Here is a 16200-nt window from a genome sequence, read left to right as displayed (position 1 = left end):
ACCAATGAGTGAACTGCATTATTCAGACCATTGAACAGAAAAATGAATACAATTCCCCTCCGTCCATGACTGGTAATCCACAGTGCGTCGCATAATCGCCTCCGCCCTGAAATCAGGTGTCAGGACAGACGACTCGACTGTCGAAAAATACGACACAAAGCTCACTCTGAAGCCGATAATGTGCGATACGGTTGATACCGGTAATACTTTGGTCGATCATCCAGACGGACGTGGAGCCAGGCCACTCCTGCTCCTGCAGTACTTAACCAGACAGATTGTTCACTGACTCGATGTTGCATGACACTGCCAATCGTTTTCCAGAATTCCAGCACCTGTGCCTGGGGGGCTCGACGAACAAAATCCGCCAGATGACAGTAATCAAGATCGGCAGAAGCTGGACAGGGAACAATCAGGATCGCATCACGGCCCAGATTCGAAAAACTCACAACAGCCTTATGCGGAACGATTGAGAAATGCTCAGCAAACGCACCACGGTCCACTGGACGATCCAGCGTGGGGCTGTCAATGATCACAAACTCAAAAGGGCGACTTGGAGTTGAGGTTGTGACGGGAGGCGTCTCCCAGCGAAACGCTGTGAAAGGTATTGCTGCCAGCATCTCGGTGAACCAGAGACGGAATTCCGTGTCTTCCTGCCAAAGTTCCAATACGTCCGCATAGTTCCAATACGTCCGCATATCGAACGACCTGTGAATCTTTCACAACCTGGAAACGCAGCATCCCGGACTCTGACAGCGACTCTTGTTGAAGCTTCCACATGATGTGCAACGTTCCCCCTGACTGTGCATCCTGTCTGGAAATAAGATTCGCGACAGGTATGATATGCTTCAATCCAACTATCGCATTGTAAGAGAGTCAGTCGAAATCCGGAAAGTGTTTCCCGTGAATCTCGCTTTAGACGTTTATTACCATCCAGACGATTCAGCCACAGTCGCAGGACTTCTGTTCGACGACTGGGAATCAAACCAGGTAACCGAAACGCTCCTCAAATCGATCCCCAAGGTTGCGGAGTATGAACCGGGACAATTCTACAAACGCGAACTCCCCTGCCTGCTCGCTTTAATCGCAGATGTGAAACCCGAACTGGAAACCATCGTCATCGATGGTTTCGTCACACTGGGAGCAGACCAGCGTCCCGGACTGGGCACCTATCTCTATCAGGAACTGGGAGAAGAAATACCCATCATTGGCGTTGCCAAATCCCGCTTTAATCAGACTCCGGCAGAAACGGAAATCCTGCGCGGCAACAGCCAGAATCCGCTGTTTGTCACCGCACTGGGAATTCCACTGGCGGAAGCACGGCATAAAATTCAGACCATGCACGGTCCGTACCGAATTCCCACTCTGTTAAAGCAGGTCGATCAACTCTGTCGCGTAGAAAAAGAAGGGATTTAAACCTGAGGTGCCGCAGCCAGCACTGCTTCAGAAACTCCGGAAGAATACTTCATAAAGTTCTGATTGAATGCGTGCGCCAGTTTTTTCGCGGTCTCCCTGTAGGCACTCTGATCCGCCCAGGAGTTATGAGGCACGAGCATTTTAGAATCCACATCGGGGCATTTGGTCACGGTCGCGGTTCCGAAGATCGGATCGACTTCGGTCGGAGCGTGATTCAGTGTTCCGGAATGGATCGCATCAATGATCGCACGCGTGTGCTGCAGACTGATTCGATTACCGACGCCGTAAGCACCACCATTCCAGCCGGTGTTGACCAGCCAGACATTGGCATTGTACTTCCGGATTTTTTCCGCCAGCAGATCCGCATATTTACCGGGATGCCAGACCAGGAACGGCCCACCAAAACAGGGAGAGAAGGTCGCCTCTGGTTCGTTGACTCCCATTTCGGTGCCCGCCACTTTCGCAGTATAACCGCTGATAAAGTGGTACATCGCCTGCTCCGGGGTTAGCTTACTTACCGGAGGCAGTACGCCGAAGGCATCACAGGTCAGGAAAATCACATCGGTAGGATGATCTGCCACACAGGGAATTTTCGCACTGGGCATGTATTCAATCGGATACGCCCCGCGGGTATTTTGCGTAAAACTCGTATCATTGAAGTCCACGTGGTGATGCGATTCGTCATAAACCACATTCTCCAGTACCGCCCCATAGCGGAGTGCCTGGAAGATTTCCGGTTCATTCTCGCGAGACAGATAGATGGCCTTTGCGTAACAGCCCCCCTCAATATTGAAGATGCCGTTATCGGTCCAGCAGTGCTCATCGTCTCCAATCAGATAACGTTTGGGATCGGCTGAGAGCGTTGTTTTCCCTGTTCCCGACAAACCGAAGAGTACCGAAGAACGCCCCGTCTGGCGATCGGCTGTCGCCGAGCAGTGCATAGACAGAATGCCCCGCTTGGGCATCAGGTAGTTCATGACCGTGAAGATGCCTTTTTTCATTTCGCCGGCATACTCGGTTCCCAGAATGACGATCTCACCATCCTCAATACTTAAATCAACGCTGGTTTTGGATGTCATCCCCGTGGTGAATCGATTTGCAGGGAATGTGCCTGCATTATAAATCACGTAGTCCGGCTTTCCGAAACCCTGCAACTGCTCATCGGTCGGACGAATCAGCATGTTATGCATGAACAGTGCATGATAGGGACGTGAGCAGATCACGCGGACCTTGATCTGGTATTCCGGATCCCAACCGGCAAAAGCATCGATTACGTAGAGATGCGGGCAGATATTCAGATAGTCGGTCGCCCGCTCGCGATTACAGTAGAAGGCATGCTGATCCAGAGGGTAATTCACATCCCCCCACCAGATATCTTCTTGGGAATTCTTGTGTTTGACGACCCGTTTATCTTTGGGAGAACGACCCGTTTTCTCACCGGAGTAGGCAATCAGCGCTCCTGTATCGGAAATGGAAGTTCCCGGCTCATAGCGAATCGCCTCTTCGTACAACATCGAAGGATCAGGGTTCCGCATGACCCAATCTACATTGATTCCATGCTCCGACAGATCAAACGACTCCATTTTCATCTCCATTTTGAGAACTCAAATCACAGCAAACACAGTCTGCCCACCTCCGCCAGCTCAAATCAGACGACTTAAGGAAGAGGCGCGTCGTAAGTTTAATATCATGCTGTACTTTCACCAAGAGTGATTCTCACCTGCAGGTCCGGTTTTCTGAGAAGAAAAGAAATTCAGAGGCCTACCGTTCAGCCAGTCGCTTCAGTTCCGGTTCCATCCGCTGCATCGCTTCATCAAAACTGACCAGAGGTGCATATCCGAAATCAAGTCGGGCACGACTGATATCATAATAATGAGAACTGCTCAGCTGAGAGGCGAGAAAGCGGGTCATCGGCGGTTCACCGGGTAGGTGTAACGTACGGTACAAAAATTCCAATACGCTGCCGATCTGCTTGGCAGCCTTGACCGAAATCCGCTTTTCAACGGGCGGTAGTCCTGCCAAAGCCAACAGTTGATTGATCCAGGTCCACATCACCACCGGTTCTGGTTCATTGATGAAATAGGCCTGTCCACCAACGGGAGAATCGCAATACAGACGAGCGGCAGCCTGCAGATGGGCGGCTGCCGCGTTTTCGACATAGCTCATCGAGATCAGGTTCTCGCCCGTTCCCACCTGCCTTAAGCGACCGGATTTCGCTCGCTGAATCAGTCGGGGAATCAGATGATTGTCACGCGGGCCCCAGATCAGATGCGGTCTCAAAGCAACTGTCGCCAGACCACGCGTTCCATTGGCCGCCAGGACAGCCTGCTCAGCCAGCATCTTGGTGTGTGGATAATGACAGAGAAAGTTCTGGCTGTAGGGGAGTTTCTCACTGGCATTTTCATGTGCAGAGCCGTCATAGACCACACTCGGGGAACTTGTATAAACCAGACGCGTCACTCCCTGTGACTGACAGGCTTCCAGAACATTCAACGTGCCCTGAGTGTTAATGCCATAGAAATAATCCCACGGCCCCCAGATGCCGGAGACGGCTGCCGTGTGATAGACCGTCTCAATGCCAGTACAGGCTCGCTCTACTGCAGCGGCGTCGCGAATATCCCCCTGGATGGTTTCTACATTCAACTCCTTAAGACGAGGATACTCTCCACGACAAAAAACGCGGACCGTCTCCCCTGCTTGGACCAGTTGTTCGACAATGTAGAGCCCCAGGAAGCCGCCTCCCCCGGTCACGAGGACTTTCATGTAACCTGCCTTTCGGCCCAGGGAGCCAGTTTTTCACGAAAGATTTTCACATTATGTCTGATATCAACGGGTAACGATTTATGAAACAGGACCGTTTCAATTGACTGTGTGAGTGCATTCGCCTGCCCCAGTTCAAGCAGCTCCTCTGTCAGTTGTTTGCGTGCTGTCTGGCTTTGGGGAAAGTCCCCCTGCTCCGGCTCTACGATAATCACCGGACGTTGCTGTGGTTTCCCACCAACGCCCACCAGAGCACTACGGTAAATCCGCGGATGCTGATTGAAGATCGCCTCACAACAAATGGTAAACATCGGCCCCTCAGCTGTTTCAACCATATGTGCTTTCCGGCCACAGAACCAGAGTTTTCCATATTCATCCCGGTATCCTACATCCCCCATGCGGTGCCAGAACTGTGCTCCATCTGGAATTTTTGCCAGACGCGTCGCTTCGGGACGCAGGAAATATTCACGCGTGGCCATCGGCCCCTGTACGATGATTTCTCCGATCTCCCCGACTGGAAGTTCTTCCGCCTGCTCAATCGACTCGAGGGGTTCGTTATGAATCCGGATGATTTTGACCTGCACTCCGGGAAACGGAATTCCCACACAGGTCCCGGCTCCTGTCGCCGTCTGCTTTGAGGTCTCTTCCAGTACCTCACGTCCGCAGATGGAGGCAACCGGCAGTGATTCTGTCGCTCCGTACGGCGTATTGATGTCTGCGTCCTCACAGCTCAACGTCTGACGCATCCGCTTAATCACATGAACGGGAACCGGGGCACCAGCAGAGAGCACACGTTTCAGAGAAGGCAGTTTAATGTCATGCTCTTCACAGTACCGGCCAATCCGGTTCCACATCGCGGGAGAACCAAAGGCCTGCGTCACCCCCTGATCATTCATCTGACGGATAATTTTCTCCGGATCAACCAGGGCCGGCTTCGTCGGATCCATATCAGGCACAATGGTAGTCACTCCCATGGCCGAGTTGAAGAGTGCAAACAGCGGAAAGCCCGGCAGATCGACTTCACCCGGCTGGATCTGGTAATAATCGCGTAACAGATCTACCTGAGACCAGAACATGCCATGCTCATAGGCGACCCCTTTAGGGGGCCCCGTGCTCCCGCTGGTGAAGATAATCGCCGCCGGGTCGGTACGGTCGCGTTGAATGATTTCAAACGGCGTCCATTCTTTCCCCAGTAACCAGTCATAGTCGATTCCTGAAGTCAGAACCGGCTTGCCGACCGTCACGTTCAAGCGCGCTTTGGGAAAGTCCCGTCGCTTGATCTTGCGAAACAACTGTGCCAGCGGAATCGCAACAAAACCTTCGGGCTCCACTTCTGCCAGACAGCGAATAATATTTTTTCGCCCCATTCCCGGATCGATCAAAATGATCACCGCCCCCGCCTTGAACAGCGCAAAGGTGAGTGCGATGAACTCCAGGCTGGGGCGCACCATCAGGGCCATCCGGGTTCCCGGTTTCACCCCCAACTCAATCAGCCCCCGCGCCAGGCGATCACTTTCCTGGTCCAGTTGCTGAAAGGTCAGACTGCTGTAAGTGTATCGCCCCTGCCTGTCCTTACCCGCGGGAAAAACCACTGCTTTCTGGTGCGGCCAGGCTTGAGCAGACTGGCGAAGACGATCGGCGATATTAAATTGATCAGACATGACAGACAGGTACGCAGCTTCCGAAACAGGGAAAGTCCTTTACTGGCGAACCAGAATTTCTCCCTTCCCCAAGGTCAGAAAATCGCCGCAGTAGCGCCGATATTCACTGCTGAAACAGTTCTCCGGAACCGGAAAACCAGTTTGCGCTAACTTGCGCAGAAAAAACGAGAGCCATGTCGGCCGATAAAGGCATGAGTAGCGGAATGTAGGCAGCAGATCCGGCGTTCCGGCATCTCCCAGCAGCCCGAGTGTCCCGCGCCGCATTCCGGCTCCGGCCAGTGCCCCCATTTTGCCGAAAGTAAAAATGGAACCGGCAATCATATCAAACCCGGTCGCATCGCCGGCATCACCCCCGATGACAATCGTGCCACGACGCATCCGATGCCCGGCTTCATTACCAACATGACCATTGACCGCGATGGTGCCTCCCCGCATGCCGCGTTTACTGCCGGGATAGGCGGCCCCGAGAAGGTCGCCGGCATTACCTTGAATGCTGAGTGTTCCTCCCTGCATTTCTGTGGCTGCACAATCGGCGACATCACCTTTAACGAGAATTTCACCGCCTGTCATCTCCGCCCCCAGATGCATGCCGGCACTGCCTTCCACACGGATGCGACCTCGAGAGAGACCGGCACCGATGTATTTCAGGCGTGCACAATCACCTGCGAAGATTAACAAGTCCGGTTCCGCATCACTCTGCTGGACATCAAAGAATTCCCCCACGGTAGCCTGACGATTGCCCAACAAAACCGGTAGCGCACAGATCTGGCTCAGTGACTGACCACTCACTGATTCATGACTCACCGAGTTGACCTCGAGAGAGACCGGGAGTGCCTGTTTAAGCGTAAACGTGAGGGCCATTCGGGAAGTTCTATATCAGCTGTTGACGGTTTTCTGGCCCATGTTGGCCAGACCTTCGATGAAACGCCGTGCTGACAGATAATCGTTGGGAACCATGTCCCGGATCTGTCCCCGCAGCTGATTCTTCATGACCTGTGCTTCGTCATAAATCTCCTGTGAGATTTCGGAAGTGGCACCGGTCGAATCACGCAGTTTGAAGAGCTCCTGCATTTTATCGCGAGAAGCTTTGTACTCTTCTCCCATCAACGCTTCGGGCCAGGCAATTTCCCCGGTCGCAGGATTCAGTTGGCTGGCACTTAGGGTCGTATCAGTTTGAGTGAAGCCAGGCTCGTAATACACGGGAGTTCCGGTCTCGCGACGCTTTTCGTTCTCTGCTACCCGTTTCTGACGTGCGGCTTCCTGTTGTGCTTCCCGTTCTTTCTGTTCGGCAGCCCGTTGCTGATTATAAGCCCGCTGCGCCTTTTGCACTGAAACGTAGGTATCAGCCAGTTTCTTCTGGTTGTCGATATACTTGCTCTGAGCGTCCTGGTAATTCACCAGCGCCTTGGTGTGATCCACCTGGGCCTGTCCTCGAGCACGGACCAGATCGGCCATTCCCTGATAACGGGAACCGAGCGCATCCACCGGAGAGCCCCAGTTGCCGGTGTAGTATCCACCATACCAGGGACTGTAAATCGCCGGGCTGTAGCTGCCGGGCCAGTAGTAAATATTATTGTTTCTGTACCAGGGACCCGCCTTCAGGAAATGACCAGCAGAAAACAGTGTTATGATTCCCAGTAACAACATGCTCAATTTCAAAGTGACTGTTTTCATGTTCGACCTCAGAGCGGAATTTGAGTGTAGTTCACGTGACTGCCCGAAATCTGATTCGCAGCAGACGGCTTGTGTGATTTCCTGATGAATCCGAGTGGAAATACTTGATTTTTAAACTCGGATCATGATATCAATTATAGCATAATGTTCTCGAATCTTTTTCGCCAGTCTTTCATCTGAAGGTAAGATGAATTCTTTCTTATCCACAGACCACTGGTACTCGCAACGATCAGCTCCAGGAACCATGCTCATGCGTCAGTTACTTACTGCAGGACTCACTTTGGCGATCTGTCTGCTCGCGACTCCCCTACTTCTTTCAGCCAGCATGGACGTCAATAAACTGGTCCAGGAACTGAAAAGCAATAATGAGGACGCCCAGGCACTGGCAGCACACCAGTTGGGCGAATTGGGGCCGAGTGCGAAAGCTGCGGTACCGGCGCTGATTTCTGTCGTTAAAGAGGGTTCTGTGGCTGCCCGCAGTGAAGCCATTACCGCCCTGGGAAAAATCGGGCCTGATGCCTCAGCTGCCGTTCCTGAACTTGCCAAAGTTCTGCGTGGTTATTCTGTCATTCTTAAGTACAACACTTTGCAGGCCCTCCGCCAGATTGGTCCCGGGGCCAAACCCGCTTTGAAACAGATCATGCCTCTGCTGGAGAGTAACAATTCTTACCTGAAAATTTCCGCCGCCTGGGCTGCTGCGAAAATCGATCCCGAAAATCAGGAGACCTTGAATCAGGTCATTCCCATCCTGCTGGAAGGTTTGAATATTTCGATCAACGAAGTCCGCAATGATGCAGCACTGGCACTGGCACAGATTGGTGCTCCCGCAGTTAAACCATTGCTGACAACCCTGAAACACGAACACGAAGCAAACCACAATCAGGAATGCCAGCAGATCTGTGATGTTCTGGCCCAGATGGGAGCCGGTGGTGAATCAGCGATTCCGACCCTGATCAAGATTCTGGAAAAAATTGATGATCCCAACCTGGTCTGGCGAGCCGCACACGCTCTGGGAAATATCCGCTCGCAACCTGAGAAAGTTGTCCCCGCATTAACGGCGGTCCTCACAAATAAATCTGAGATCGTGCGTGCGAATGCCGCTATCTCGCTGGGAGACTTTGGTCCCGAAGCCAAATCCGCTGTCCCTGCATTAACCAAGCTGCTGTCAGATCCTGAACTCAATGTCAAACTGGACGCTGCCACTGCTCTGGGTGCCATTGGACCGGATGCAGCCTCTGCCGTCCCCGAACTGGCTTCTGCGATGCAGGCAGGTCCCGTCTCGCTGACACTCACGAGTGCCTCTGCTCTGGCAGCCATCGGTGATGCATCTGTTCCCGCATTGAATAAAATGCTGCAGGACGATTCCCCTTTAAAATTACTGGCAGTTCATGTATTGGGCGAAATCGGTACTGGTGCCGGGGCTTCCATTCCAGAACTGATCAAACTGTTAGATTCTACCGATCCAGAAGTCAAAATGTCTGCGATTACCAGTCTGGGAGAAATGGGACCTGCTGCGAAAAAGGCAGAACCTCAACTGCTGGAAATCCTCAAATCAGCCCAGGATCGTACCCGGAATGCCGCTGTCTTCGCCCTCTCCAAAATGGGCAGCAAAGCCGCTATCCCCGAGATTAAGAAACTTGCCGCTGAGTCATCGGATGACGAACGGTTACAGCTTGTCTGTGCCTGGGCGCTGGTCCGCAATAACCCCCATGACCCGGAAACGATTAAAACAGCACTCCCCGGTCTGACCAAAGCACTCACCGATGAGCGTCCCCTCGTCCGCCGAGAAGCCGCTAATGCGATTTCCCTGATGGGACCTGAAGCGAAATCTGCGATTCCTGCTCTGACAGCGGCGCTGAAACAAGAAGAGAATTCCCGCGTCATCCAGGAACTGATCACAGCCCTGGCCGAAATTGGCCCCGCTGCCGCACCTGCGATCTCTGCAATTGCCCCCTATCTCAATTCGGGCAATATCGATCTCCGTCTGGTCGCAACTTATGCCATGGCCCGTTTCGGCAAAGTAGCCAAAGCGGAAGTCCCTCAGCTGGAGAAGACACTCAAATCCAGCAATAACAATATGGAGAACGCTGTCACCCTCTGGGCATTGACGAAAATTGATCCGACTCCCCAACGGGCCGAGAAAGCAGCTCCCGTGATGGCCAAAGTCGTAACCGATCATCCGAATCCGGATGCCCGTCTCGAAGCGGCAATCAGTCTGGGTGAATACGGGATCAAAACTCCGGAAATCAAACAGGCCCTGGAAGCCGCATCCAAGGATCAGGATCCACGCGTGAAAAAAGCAGCCGCAGCAGCTCTCAAAAAACTGAGCAGCTGATGCTCGCAATCTGTTGACATAAATCAACATCTCCGCCGATTTGTTGATTTATGACATCAGCAGTAAAGCCCCTGCCCTGGCAGCTGGATTCCAGTAATTTCGATATTCAACGAGAGACACTTTCTACAAAGAACCTCTCACTAAGGGGTTAGACGCAGACTACTATTCAGTTTTCAAAGTCTGCGCGAACCGATTACCCGTGATTAGGCCTTCAGCAGGTCACTGGCATGGATCTTGCGATTCTCTTACTGCTGCAGAGTTAGAGAATCGGAAATCGAGACATCCTTTACCAGTATGGGAGCTGCCATGATCACCGTTGCTGAAATCAACGACATCGAACGCCTGGATCACTTTCGTCTGGCGTGGCGCGATCTGCTCGGTAAAACCAGGGGAGCGACCTTCGCTCATTCTCCGGAATGGCTGGAACACTACTGGGCGCACTTCGGAAAAGGTCTCAAATTACGTGTTCTGTTCGTCACTCTGAGAAATAAAATCATCGGTATCGTGCCACTGGTAGTCAAACCGGTGGCAACACCGCTGGGCACCGTGCGCGTCCTGACCTACCCACTGGACAACTGGGGGACTTTCTATGGACAGATCGGTGGTAACTCGGCAGCGACAATGGTCTCAGCGATCAGACACATCCGGTCGACTCGACGTGACTGGGACCTGATCGACCTGCGTTATGTTGACCAGGATGGCCACGACCATCGGCGGACAGCCAACGCCTTAAAGTCAGTCGGCTACCAGGGCAGTTCGGCTCCCTGGCGTCGTTTGTCCCTGGTCGACACCAGTGATACCAGTTGGATCGAGTATCTGGCCAGTCGATCCCCTGAAGCCAGAGAGCACATTCAACAGTCTGAAGAAATCACGGCGCAAGACGGACATGTTTCCTTTTACCGCTCACGGTTGGAAGATCCGCTGGCTCCCGGCTGGAATCCTCGCTGGGATCTCTGGTCTCAGTTTGAGCAGATGGATTTCCGACATGGGAATCAGACACTGATCGCCGGAGGCGCTCATACTCTCAGTCAAAAGCTGGACTTCCTGCGGGATATCCATGGCCCTGCGTCACGCTCCGGAATGGCCCGCATCGATGCCCTGTTTGTCAATCATCGTGTCGTCGCATTTGCCTACGGCCTGCAACACGCTGCTGGTACTGATTACCTGGCCATCGGTCGTGCTCCTGATACCAATCCGGAAACGGTCACGACTCTCATCTCAAATATGATTCAGCAGTCAATCCTGGATGATGAACGTGGTGTGAACCTGAGCTTATTGAGCCCGTCTGCAGCCAGCCTGTGGCAGAACAGCGTACGACACAGCTACCGCTGCTCACATTATCCGCTGACGGTTCCACGGTCACAGTTATTACGGCTGAACCGCTGGATGCAGCAACCTGTAGCCAGTCCCAAAGCCAATGGCAGTCCAGCAATGGTCAGTGACAGTCAGGCCTCTCGGGAAATCGAATCGAGTATCGAACTGGCTGCGATTGCGCCGGAGGACTGGCCTGAAGAGAACACTATGAAAGTGGAGCCTGATTCCGAGCGTCCTCCCTTTCGCATTGTCGGCTGATCATCGCAGAACCAGGAAGTCTGAGGATCACTCCGGATTGGGGGCGAACTTGACAACCATCAGGGTACGGTCGTCACCATCATTTCCCCCTTCGAGGTGTTGCTGCAGCTTGGACCAGATCCCCCGCATCACTTCGTCTGCGGTATCTTCAATGTGATTTTCCAGGACCTTCATGATGCCATCAGAGCGGAACATTTTCCGTTCGCTGCTCATGGCTTCGCTGATACCATCACTGAATCCGACAATGATGTCGTTCTTACAGATCGGAATGACCGAATAGTCATAATCATTTGATTCCGTGACTCCCAGCAGCATTCCGTGAGACGTCAGTGTGGTGATCTTCCCTTTATGAACCCAGAAGGGCGCCGGATGTCCCGCGTTGGTGTAAGTAAACGTCCGGGCCCGGGTATCGATCACGCCGTATAGCATACTCATGAACTGATGTGGCAGCGAAGTATGATACAGCGCCGTATTAATGCGGCTGATGACATGCTGCGTATCTCTAGCCTGTTCAATGGGCCCTTCTGTCAATGTACGTAAAGCACCACGTACAGATGCCATGACCACCGCAGCCGGGATACTGTCTCCCGAGGCGTCTCCCAGCGCGAAACAGGTCACATGCGGAGAAAGGGGAATGAATTCACAGAGATCGCCCCCGACTTCGTGATGACTGATCGACTGGACTGCTGCCTGGAACTCGCGATCCCAGTCACGTTCCTGGGCCAGTTCGACAGGAAACGATTCTGAAATCACCTTCAACTCTTTCTTGAGACGCAGCTGATTCTGACTCTCTTTGAGTAATACAGCCCGTTCCAGAATGGTACTGACCTGGGCGCCAATTGATTTCAGAATATGGACATCGCGTTCATTGAGATGGCGGGCACGTCGATCGAAGGCCCATAGAGTTCCAAAGGGGCCCGTCTCGGACTGCACCGACACACAGACGCCCGTCAGACATCCCTCAGGCAACCAGTCGGCCAGTTCCGGATTCTCGTGCCGATTCACAATCAGGGCATCGTGTGCGAACGCTTCCAGATCAGGGGGTGATTCTTTCAGTTTCCGGCGATGAAAGGGAATCTCAAATGTATGCAGACAATACTGGACGCGGAGCGAGAGTTGATTCGATTCCGAATTCAACAGGAAAAAGCCTGCAGCCCGAAATCCCGTCAGTTGCAGAGCTGCTTCCAGCAGTTTCTGGAGTGCGTCCTGCAGACCCTCCTGGCGGGTAACCGAGAGGCCGACATCCATCAACGTAGTGACTTCGCGGTTCTTGAGCTCAAGCGAGGAGCCCATGGTTTCAATCTTGGAGATTAATCCACCCACCAGTTCAGCCAGCTTGATTGCCGTCACAAACATGTGATCATTGGCAGTCTCATAAGGCAGCGTCAGGTAAAGGTATCCCAGGGTCCGCTTGCCGTCTTCAATCGATTCGTACCAGCAGTATTTCGCGTTCTGGCAGAGTTCCGCTTCCAGAGATTTGCGTTCTCCCGGCTTGGCGGGCGTAAAATGCAACGGCCAGCCGGTGATCTCCGTAAACTGGTCACACAGACCATGAATCCAATCCAGAGGTTGCGCGGTGAGTACCTGTTCCATTACACCTGATCCAAGACGACGAAACTGAGATGAGTCGTTCGAGCATAGAATGCTCCTTCGTCTTGTATCGGCCGCTATTCCCTCCAGGCCTTGACGCCTGTCTGACTGTAACGGTTACAGCGGTTAAGCACGTTGAATTCACTTCAGAATCAGGAAATCCCCACGTTCGATTGAACTTGAGTCGAGCAATTTCCTGTTAGCGGTAGCGTTCAATAATCGCACATCCGCAGGAGTCACTCCAGACATTAACCGAAGTACGACACATGTCCAGTACGCGGTCGACAGCGATAATCACGCCCTGTGCTTCCAGTGGAAGTCCCACCGCCTGCAGCACAATCGCCATCATCACCAGACCGGCGTGGGGAATGCCGGCAGCACCAATACTTGCCAGTAACGCGGTAATCGCCACCAGGATTTGCTGCTGGACAGGTAATACTTCACCCGAGTAAGCCTGTGCGATAAAGAGAACTGCAACCGCTTCATAGAGCGCCGTTCCATCCATATTAATGGTCGCCCCCAGAGGCAGCACGAACGAGCTGACCTCATTCGAGACTCCCGCATTTTCCTCAACACAGCTGATCGTCAGCGGCAGTGTTCCGTTGGAGGAGGCTGTCGAGAAGGCGGTCATCAACGCCGGGCCCATTGCCCGGGCAAATTCCAGGGGAGAACGCCGTGCAATAAATTTCAGGAGACAAGGCAAGATAACAGCCGCATGTATCAATAGAGCCAACAGTACTGCAACCATGTACCAGCTGAGGGTCTTGAAGATTTCAATTCCCTGAGAAGATACGGCATAAATCATGAAAGCCAGCACACCAATCGGAGCCAGACTGATAATAAACATGGTCATCCGCATCATGACTTCAAAGCCGGCCTGAAAAATATCAGTCAGCAGTTTCGCATGTTTCCCTCCGACCAGAATGATAAAGATCCCGGACAGGATGCTGAAAGAAATGATTGAAAGGAATTCCCCTTCCCCCAAAGAGTGGATAATGTTGGTGGGAATCAGCCGATCGACCATATCGATAAAGATGGAACTGATGGACTCCTGACCTGAGGACAACGAGCCACTGCCACCAGGCAGCTCAGCGCCAATTCCGGGGCGTATCAGATTCACCACAAAAATCCCGGTAAAAATTGCCAGCAGACTGGTGGAGAGATAGTACAACAGCGTCTTCGAGAACATGGCACCAAAGCGAGTGGCGTTCCCCAGGCTGGCAATTCCGGTAATCAGGGAAGTCACAATCAGGGGAATGGTTACCATCTTCAACAGACGCAAGAACAGATCGCCAACCCATTTGGAAATCGCCATCACCTTTTGACTGATTGTATTACCGAAGAGTTCGAATTCCGTCTTCCACTGTGGATACTTCTCGACCAGCTCCTCTCCGTTCTCTGCAGAATAGGTGGTGACCGTAACTTTTTTATCGACGGTACGGGTATAAGTCAGATGGACCTCACGTGCGGAGTCGACGATATGAATCATTCGTCCTTTGACTTCAAATGTCTCGGGCTTTTCCAGATCGCCTGCCACAAACTGCTTTTTGAGCTCGGGATAGCGTTTCAATAACGCTTCCTTGCTGGAGAACTCCAGGGTTTGTGGATCCTGTTCGGCCTGCTGCTGCACCACCTTGTAGCCGCCATCCTGTGGACTGACCGTCAGCGTGAGACCGACCAGTGGTTCTTCCCCGGGATTGAATAGAAACCCTAATACAGTTCCGAGGATTAATGCGATCAGAATCTGATAATGCAGTGGCAGGCTCTTCATGAAACATCAACTTCCCTATTTCACGTTACAATGACTCACCAGACCACGTTCAGATTTCAAGACCGCTCAGCAGCGTGATCAACACTAAACGGACCATGACCAGAGGCTCAAAAGGGATCCTCTGGCTGGTCCGGAAATACCTGATTCAGTGGTTTTCATCCCGATTATTTTATCGGGTTTAGCTGCGAGCGCAATCGCAGTTGAACGGTAGCCAGGCTCCGTTTTCCTTGCTGCTGGCCACAGACTGCTCAATAAAGAACATTCCTTCCACCCCATCATAAACGTTGGGATAGATCGTATTTTTCGGTTCGAAGGATTCGCCCGTAATCCGACTGATCATGGCGTCAAAAGCGGAGCGATAGATATTGGCAAATGCTTCGAAGAAAGCTTCCGGGTGTCCGGCCGGCAATCGGCAGGCAGCTGCTCCGCTTTCGTTCATGAACGGAGCATTGGGATCACGAGTGTAAATCGCATGTGGCTGACCGTTACGACGGACGATCATCTGGTTAGGCTCTTCCTGTCTCCAGGACAGTGCGCCTTTGGTGCCGTCGATTTCAATGAACAGATCGTTCTCGCGACCATGCGAAATCTGGCTGGCGGTAACGGTTCCCAGAGCTCCGTTCTGGAACCGGATCACAGCATGACCGTAATCATCCAGCTGACGACCGGGGGCGAAAATTTTGAGGTTACAGGAGATCTCATCCGGCAAAAGTCCGGTCATGTAGCGTCCCAGGTTATAGGCATGAGTGGCGATATCACCAAAGGCCCCAGCAGCCCCGGATTTTGAGGGGTCGGTACGCCAGGCAGCCTGTTTCTGATCTTCTTCCTCCAGGCGTTTCCGCAACCAACCCTGAATGTAGTTCGAACGAACGGCCTGAATTTCACCAAATTCTCCGTTCAGGATCATCTCCCGTGCCATCCGAACCAGCGGGTATCCGGTGTAATTATGGCTGACGGCAAAGACGACACCCGACTTTTCAACCAGGCTTTTTAATTCTTCTGCCTGGGCCAGGTCAAAGGTCATTGGCTTATCGCAGATCACATTGAAACCCGCTTCCACAGCTGCCTTAGCGATGGGAAAATGTGTAAAGTTCGGGGTGGCGATGCTGATGAAATCGATCCGCTGATCTTCGGGCAAAGCGGACTCTTTCTCAATCAGTTCTTCAATTGATCCGTAAGCCCGTTCGGGAGGAATGTCATAAGCAGGCGCCGATGCTTTCGCTTTCTCCGGATTGGAGGACAAGGCCCCCGCTACCAGCTCGGCCCGGTTATCCAGACAGGCAGCAATGGAATGCACACGGCCGATAAACGAACCCTGGCCCCCGCCAACAAGTGCCATTCGTAATTTACGATTGAGTTGACCGTTCATTGTTTCCATTGAAGCATTCCTCCCCTTGTTGATTCATTCCAGACCCGTGCAATAA

General features: G+C 52.7%; 12 protein-coding genes. 3 read left to right on the top strand and 9 right to left on the bottom strand.

Annotated elements, in window-relative coordinates; all coding sequences use genetic code 11:
* Positions 1 to 161 precede the first annotated feature (161 nt).
* Complete coding sequence (locus FYZ48_RS26215; RefSeq protein ID WP_149345480.1) at positions 162 to 695, bottom strand: DUF6940 family protein; 534 nt, start codon at positions 693 to 695, stop codon at positions 162 to 164.
* Positions 696 to 900: 205 nt separating this feature from the next.
* Here FYZ48_RS26215 and FYZ48_RS26210 point away from each other — a divergent pair, with 205 nt between their 5' ends.
* Positions 901 to 1413: an endonuclease V gene (locus FYZ48_RS26210; RefSeq protein WP_149345479.1), complete on the top strand. Its 513-nt coding sequence runs from the start codon at positions 901 to 903 to the stop codon at positions 1411 to 1413.
* Here the strand turns inward: FYZ48_RS26210 and pckA are convergent.
* The 5 genes from pckA to FYZ48_RS26185 all read right to left on the bottom strand — a co-directional run bounded on the left by pckA (position 1410) and on the right by FYZ48_RS26185 (position 7508).
* Entirely contained in the window at positions 1410 to 2996 is a 1587-nt protein-coding gene (gene pckA, locus FYZ48_RS26205; RefSeq protein WP_187782232.1) for a phosphoenolpyruvate carboxykinase (ATP), read from the bottom strand. The genes FYZ48_RS26210 and pckA overlap by 4 nt on opposite strands.
* 178 nt (positions 2997 to 3174) lie before the next feature.
* Positions 3175 to 4176 (bottom strand): NAD-dependent epimerase/dehydratase family protein, encoded by a 1002-nt coding sequence (locus tag FYZ48_RS26200; protein WP_149345477.1) that lies wholly within the window; start codon positions 4174 to 4176, stop codon positions 3175 to 3177.
* The gene (locus FYZ48_RS26195; RefSeq protein ID WP_149345476.1) at positions 4173 to 5834 is read right to left on the bottom strand and encodes a fatty acid CoA ligase family protein; all 1662 of its coding nucleotides are present in this window, start codon (positions 5832 to 5834) and stop codon (positions 4173 to 4175) included. The genes FYZ48_RS26200 and FYZ48_RS26195 overlap by 4 nt, the downstream gene beginning before the upstream one ends.
* Positions 5835 to 5873: 39 nt before the next feature.
* Positions 5874 to 6695 carry a formylmethanofuran dehydrogenase subunit C gene (locus FYZ48_RS26190; RefSeq protein ID WP_149345475.1) on the bottom strand — a complete coding sequence of 274 codons (822 nt, stop codon included), beginning with the start codon at positions 6693 to 6695 and terminating at the stop codon, positions 5874 to 5876.
* A 15-nt stretch (positions 6696 to 6710) separates the two neighbouring features.
* Positions 6711 to 7508 carry a hypothetical protein gene (locus tag FYZ48_RS26185; RefSeq protein ID WP_149345474.1) on the bottom strand — a complete coding sequence of 266 codons (798 nt, stop codon included), beginning with the start codon at positions 7506 to 7508 and terminating at the stop codon, positions 6711 to 6713.
* A gap of 250 nt (positions 7509 to 7758) precedes the next feature.
* Here FYZ48_RS26185 and FYZ48_RS26180 point away from each other — a divergent pair, with 250 nt between their 5' ends.
* Both FYZ48_RS26180 and FYZ48_RS26175 read left to right on the top strand, forming a co-directional pair.
* On the top strand, positions 7759 to 9843 hold the full coding sequence (locus FYZ48_RS26180; protein WP_187782231.1) for a HEAT repeat domain-containing protein: 2085 nt from the start codon (positions 7759 to 7761) through the stop codon (positions 9841 to 9843).
* Between the two features lie 306 nt (positions 9844 to 10149).
* On the top strand, positions 10150 to 11415 hold the full coding sequence (locus tag FYZ48_RS26175) for a GNAT family N-acetyltransferase (RefSeq protein WP_149345472.1): 1266 nt from the start codon (positions 10150 to 10152) through the stop codon (positions 11413 to 11415).
* A gap of 27 nt (positions 11416 to 11442) precedes the next feature.
* Here the strand turns inward: FYZ48_RS26175 and FYZ48_RS26170 are convergent, their stop codons facing one another.
* The 3 genes from FYZ48_RS26170 to FYZ48_RS26160 all read right to left on the bottom strand — a co-directional run bounded on the left by FYZ48_RS26170 (position 11443) and on the right by FYZ48_RS26160 (position 16154).
* Positions 11443 to 13008: a GAF domain-containing SpoIIE family protein phosphatase gene (locus tag FYZ48_RS26170; RefSeq protein WP_149345471.1), complete on the bottom strand. Its 1566-nt coding sequence runs from the start codon at positions 13006 to 13008 to the stop codon at positions 11443 to 11445.
* A gap of 196 nt (positions 13009 to 13204) precedes the next feature.
* The gene (locus FYZ48_RS26165) at positions 13205 to 14776 is read right to left on the bottom strand and encodes a dicarboxylate/amino acid:cation symporter (RefSeq protein WP_149345470.1); all 1572 of its coding nucleotides are present in this window, start codon (positions 14774 to 14776) and stop codon (positions 13205 to 13207) included.
* A gap of 178 nt (positions 14777 to 14954) precedes the next feature.
* Complete coding sequence (locus FYZ48_RS26160) at positions 14955 to 16154, bottom strand: Gfo/Idh/MocA family protein (RefSeq protein ID WP_187782230.1); 1200 nt, start codon at positions 16152 to 16154, stop codon at positions 14955 to 14957.
* Positions 16155 to 16200 lie beyond the last annotated feature (46 nt).

Source organism: Gimesia chilikensis (genome assembly GCF_008329715.1).
GTDB classification, from domain to species: Bacteria; Planctomycetota; Planctomycetia; order Planctomycetales; family Planctomycetaceae; genus Gimesia; species Gimesia chilikensis.
This window is presented reverse-complemented; position numbering and strand designations above follow the sequence as displayed.

Bases quoted from the DNA above. Each gene is read 5' to 3' on its own strand.
- FYZ48_RS26215 (WP_149345480.1), bottom strand. From the start codon at position 695: ATGCGGACGTATTGGAACTATGCGGACGTATTGGAACTTTGGCAGGAA.
- pckA (WP_187782232.1), bottom strand. From the start codon at position 2,996: ATGGAGTCGTTTGATCTGTCGGAGCATGGAATCAATGTAGATTGGGTC.
- FYZ48_RS26200 (WP_149345477.1), bottom strand. From the start codon at position 4,176: ATGAAAGTCCTCGTGACCGGGGGAGGCGGCTTCCTGGGGCTCTACATT.
- FYZ48_RS26195 (WP_149345476.1), bottom strand. From the start codon at position 5,834: ATGTCTGATCAATTTAATATCGCCGATCGTCTTCGCCAGTCTGCTCAA.
- FYZ48_RS26190 (WP_149345475.1), bottom strand. From the start codon at position 6,695: ATGGCCCTCACGTTTACGCTTAAACAGGCACTCCCGGTCTCTCTCGAG.
- FYZ48_RS26185 (WP_149345474.1), bottom strand. From the start codon at position 7,508: ATGAAAACAGTCACTTTGAAATTGAGCATGTTGTTACTGGGAATCATA.
- FYZ48_RS26180 (WP_187782231.1), top strand. From the start codon at position 7,759: ATGCGTCAGTTACTTACTGCAGGACTCACTTTGGCGATCTGTCTGCTC.
- FYZ48_RS26175 (WP_149345472.1), top strand. From the start codon at position 10,150: ATGATCACCGTTGCTGAAATCAACGACATCGAACGCCTGGATCACTTT.
- FYZ48_RS26170 (WP_149345471.1), bottom strand. From the start codon at position 13,008: ATGGAACAGGTACTCACCGCGCAACCTCTGGATTGGATTCATGGTCTG.
- FYZ48_RS26165 (WP_149345470.1), bottom strand. From the start codon at position 14,776: ATGAAGAGCCTGCCACTGCATTATCAGATTCTGATCGCATTAATCCTC.
- FYZ48_RS26160 (WP_187782230.1), bottom strand. From the start codon at position 16,154: ATGGAAACAATGAACGGTCAACTCAATCGTAAATTACGAATGGCACTT.